Consider the following 3614-nt stretch of genomic DNA (forward strand, 5'->3'; position numbering starts at 1 on the left):
GATGAAAACGGCAATCTTTGCTGGTATGGTGATTACCTCGGCTGGGGCAAATTGCGTAACAGTCATAACCTGATGGCGGACGCACATCAACCGTTCAGACTACAAAACCAGTATGCCGACGAGGAAACCGGCTTACATTACAACTTCTTCCGCTACTACGACCCGCATATCGGACGATTCACGCAGTTGGATCCGATTGGGTTGGCAGGGGGCATGAATCTTTATCGTTTTGCGTATAATACACAGGCATGGGTTGATCCTCTGGGATTGAAAGAAGGCAGTCCTGCTAATTTAGCTCGGAGGCAAAAAATTGATCAAATTGCTAGAGGGTATAATAATAGCAAAGCTTGGTGTTTTGATTGTAAAAAGGATAATTTTGGAGTTGGTACTAATAAATGTAATAAATATGTTTATGATGTGACTAAGGAGGCTGGTGCGACTGGAGAAATCACTATAAAGGGAACAAAACGAGCACCATTAGCAGCAGAATGGGCAGATAAAAATACAAAAATTAAGAATTGGCGTGTACTTAAAGATGGTGAAACTCCTTTACCTGGGGATGTGGCTGCCTATAAATTAGAAGGTGGTGGTGCACGTTTTTCAGGACATACTGGATTAATGATTTCTAATGGGAGTGGAGGGCTAACTAATATTAGCGCTCACGGAGATGCTGTATATCCAACCCCTAACCAATTTGAAAGTAATCCATCTACTGTTTATAGAAGATATACCGGAGAGTGAACTATGAAAAAATTTTTAGTTATGTTTCTTTTATTTTTTTTCTCTCATGCATATGCTGATGAAAAGGGGTTCAATTTGTATGCGTGGGTGAAAGGAAAAGATAAATTTTTTTCTGTGCATGATAAAAAAATTTTAGGATATGAGAAACTATATCAATTCTTAGTACAAACTACTGATATTCCGAAAGAGACCAAAGTAACCGTATATGTAGATTCAAAAGTTAGCTTTTATGATGTGTCAAATTTACTGGGATTGTTACAAAAAATTGGCTATGAAACAGTAATTTTTGTAGTTAATATTGAAAATAACAAAATGGTGGAATATGTTCGAAGTCCCGTAGTACCTTTTGAAGGTAACTTTCCCAGATAGTATATTTTGAACCATTACATCATTTAACCGCCGTCTTTGAATGCTTACCGCGCCATCAGACCTAGCATACGGCGCAAAAGCATACATAAGCCACTGGTAGAAGGTCCGCAACCGGCAATCGTCACCGGTCCGAAGGGGGGAAGAGATTTATACCGATAACTTCGGACGGATTCGCGTGCATTTTCTGTGGGACAGAGAAAGCAAACGGGATGAACACAGATCCTACTGGATTCGTGTGACCCAACCTTGGGTGGGTAAAGAAGAGGGAATTCAATAGTTATACTTTCAAATCACCATCTAATACCCCTATTACTATTTCTGAATGTGAAAAATAATGAGTTATAAGATATTAGCATTTTGCGCTTTTATATTAATTTGTTTCTTTCTATCAAGCAGATTAACTAAAAAAGATAATGTAAGGTCTTTCAATGGACAAGAAGTCATTATTGTTGAGAGCAAGCGCCTTGCTCAGGATGATGAAGGGAATCATATAGTCGTTTCCCATTGGACTGAGGATAAATTTAATTTGATCAAAAGAGAAGCTGAGTCAGGAGATACTGAAGCGCAATCTACTTTAGGGTATTTATATCTAGCAGGTGAATTTGTAAATGAGAATTACCCAAAAGCAGAATATTGGTTAAAGAAAGCCTCAGAGAAAGGGGATCCTGAAGCTCAGTTTAACCTGGCTTATTTATATAAAAAACTAAATAAGATTGATGAATCAATCAATTGGTATAAAAAATCTGCAGAAATGAACCATTCTGAAGCGCAACTAAATTTAGCTTTATTATTAGGAGAACAGGATCACTTTGATATAAATGAAGTTGTTAAGTTACTAGAAAAATCTATTAAAAATGGAAATAAAAAAGCTTATTACCCATTGGCTTACTGGTACTTAAACGATCTTAATCTGAATAAAGAAAAAGAAGGATTGGAATTATTAAAAATAGCTGTAAGCAATCAAGATCCTGATGCCGAATTCACTTTAGCAGAATTATATGAAACAGGTGATTTAGTTGAAGAAGATCTAGAAAAAAGCAAAGCATTATATTACAGAGCCAAGGAACATGGTTCACTGGAGGCTATTGAGAGACTTAAACAGGATAAATTTAAATAAAATCTACATTTTTATGTTTACATTTAATTAAAAGTTATAAGTGTTTTTATGTGTAAAAGTACAAGAATTTTAGATAAAAAAATTTTATTTATTTTTGTATGTATCTTTTTTACAAAAAATATTCTTGCAAATGAATTAGATAAAGATCTAGATTGCTCAACATTAGTTACAACAAATATTCAAGAACTTGAATACTGTGCAAATAAGAATGATGCATTTAGTCAATACAATTTAGCAGTAATCTATCGTGATGGTATAGGGGTTAAGAGCGATTTTGACAAAGCATTTCATTGGCTTAAAAAGTCCGCTGATTTAGGCTTTTCTAATGCTAAAGCCAACCTAAGTTGGTTTTATAAAAATGGAGTTGCTGTCAAACAAGATTTTTCTCAAGCGGTTTTCTGGGCTGAACAAGCGGCAAAAGATAGTAACCCAATTGCTTTAAACAACTTAGGAACATATTACCAGCAAGGTATAGGTGTTAAGAAAGATCCTGAAAAATCAATATCATATTTTAATAAAGCATTAGCTATTGATAGTGACTTACCAATAACTAAAACAAATTTAGGGTATAGCTATTTTTATGGATTAGGTGTAGAAAAAGATATATCTAACGCCTTGAAATTAACTGAGGAAGCAGCAAACCAAGGATACATCATGGCAATAAATAACTTGGGTGTTTATTATAAAGAGCTAGGGCAAGAAAAATTAGCTTTTGAGTGGACTGAAAAAGCGGCTCAACTTGGTTTGACATTGGCGCAAACTAATCTTGGTTTTTTTTATGCTAAAGGAATAGGTGTAGAAAAAAATAAAGAGAAAGCATTATATTGGTTAAATGAAGCACAGCTAAAAAATGACTCGCAAGCCTTTTTTATTATGGGAATACTTTTATCTGAAAATAACAATATTTTTGAGAATAATGATAAAAAAGCATTTGAGCTATTTAAAATTGCTGCAGAAATGGGGAATGGAAATGCTCAATACTATTTAGCTAACTGGTTATTTGATGGGCGTTTCATTAGTAAGAACGAATTAGAGGCTGTAAAATGGTACGAAAAAGCAGCTATAGACAGTAATATTGCTGAAGCCATGTATGCCCTATATAAAATCTATTCCAAAGGCACAAAAGATATTCCGCAAGATCAGGAAAAAGCCAACTATTGGTTAGAAAAAGCCAACCAAAATGGTTTTGTACCACCACAATAAACAATTAAAAAGTGCGGTCAAATTCTTTGGCGTTTTTCATGTAAAACATCTGAAAAAATGACCGCACTTTTTACAGCAAAAACCATGCTATGCCGGCTATTAGACACAATTCCCGCATCTTCCAACAAAAAGACCTGCAAACCATTCTCGCTACCCTGCTTGATGAAAATAAAGTCACCGACTA

4 protein-coding genes are annotated in these 3614 nt (G+C 34.9%); all 4 read left to right on the forward strand.

Annotated elements, in window-relative coordinates:
- Nucleotides 1-741: RHS repeat-associated core domain-containing protein (locus DK430_RS12990; RefSeq protein WP_162616857.1), on the forward strand; the 741-nt coding region annotated here is incomplete at its 5' end.
- Nucleotides 742-744: 3 nt separating this feature from the next.
- The gene (locus DK430_RS12995) at nt 745-1110 is read left to right on the forward strand and encodes a hypothetical protein (RefSeq protein WP_109079468.1); all 366 of its coding nucleotides are present in this window, start codon (nt 745-747) and stop codon (nt 1108-1110) included.
- Between the two features lie 334 nt (nt 1111-1444).
- On the forward strand, nt 1445-2227 hold the full coding sequence (locus tag DK430_RS13005) for a tetratricopeptide repeat protein (protein ID WP_109079469.1): 783 nt from the start codon (nt 1445-1447) through the stop codon (nt 2225-2227).
- Between the two features lie 48 nt (nt 2228-2275).
- On the forward strand, nt 2276-3430 hold the full coding sequence (locus DK430_RS13010; protein WP_109079470.1) for a tetratricopeptide repeat protein: 1155 nt from the start codon (nt 2276-2278) through the stop codon (nt 3428-3430).
- Nucleotides 3431-3614 lie beyond the last annotated feature (184 nt).

The organism is Aggregatibacter kilianii (genome assembly GCF_003129965.1).
In the GTDB taxonomy this organism is placed as follows: domain Bacteria; phylum Pseudomonadota; class Gammaproteobacteria; order Enterobacterales; family Pasteurellaceae; genus Aggregatibacter; species Aggregatibacter kilianii_A.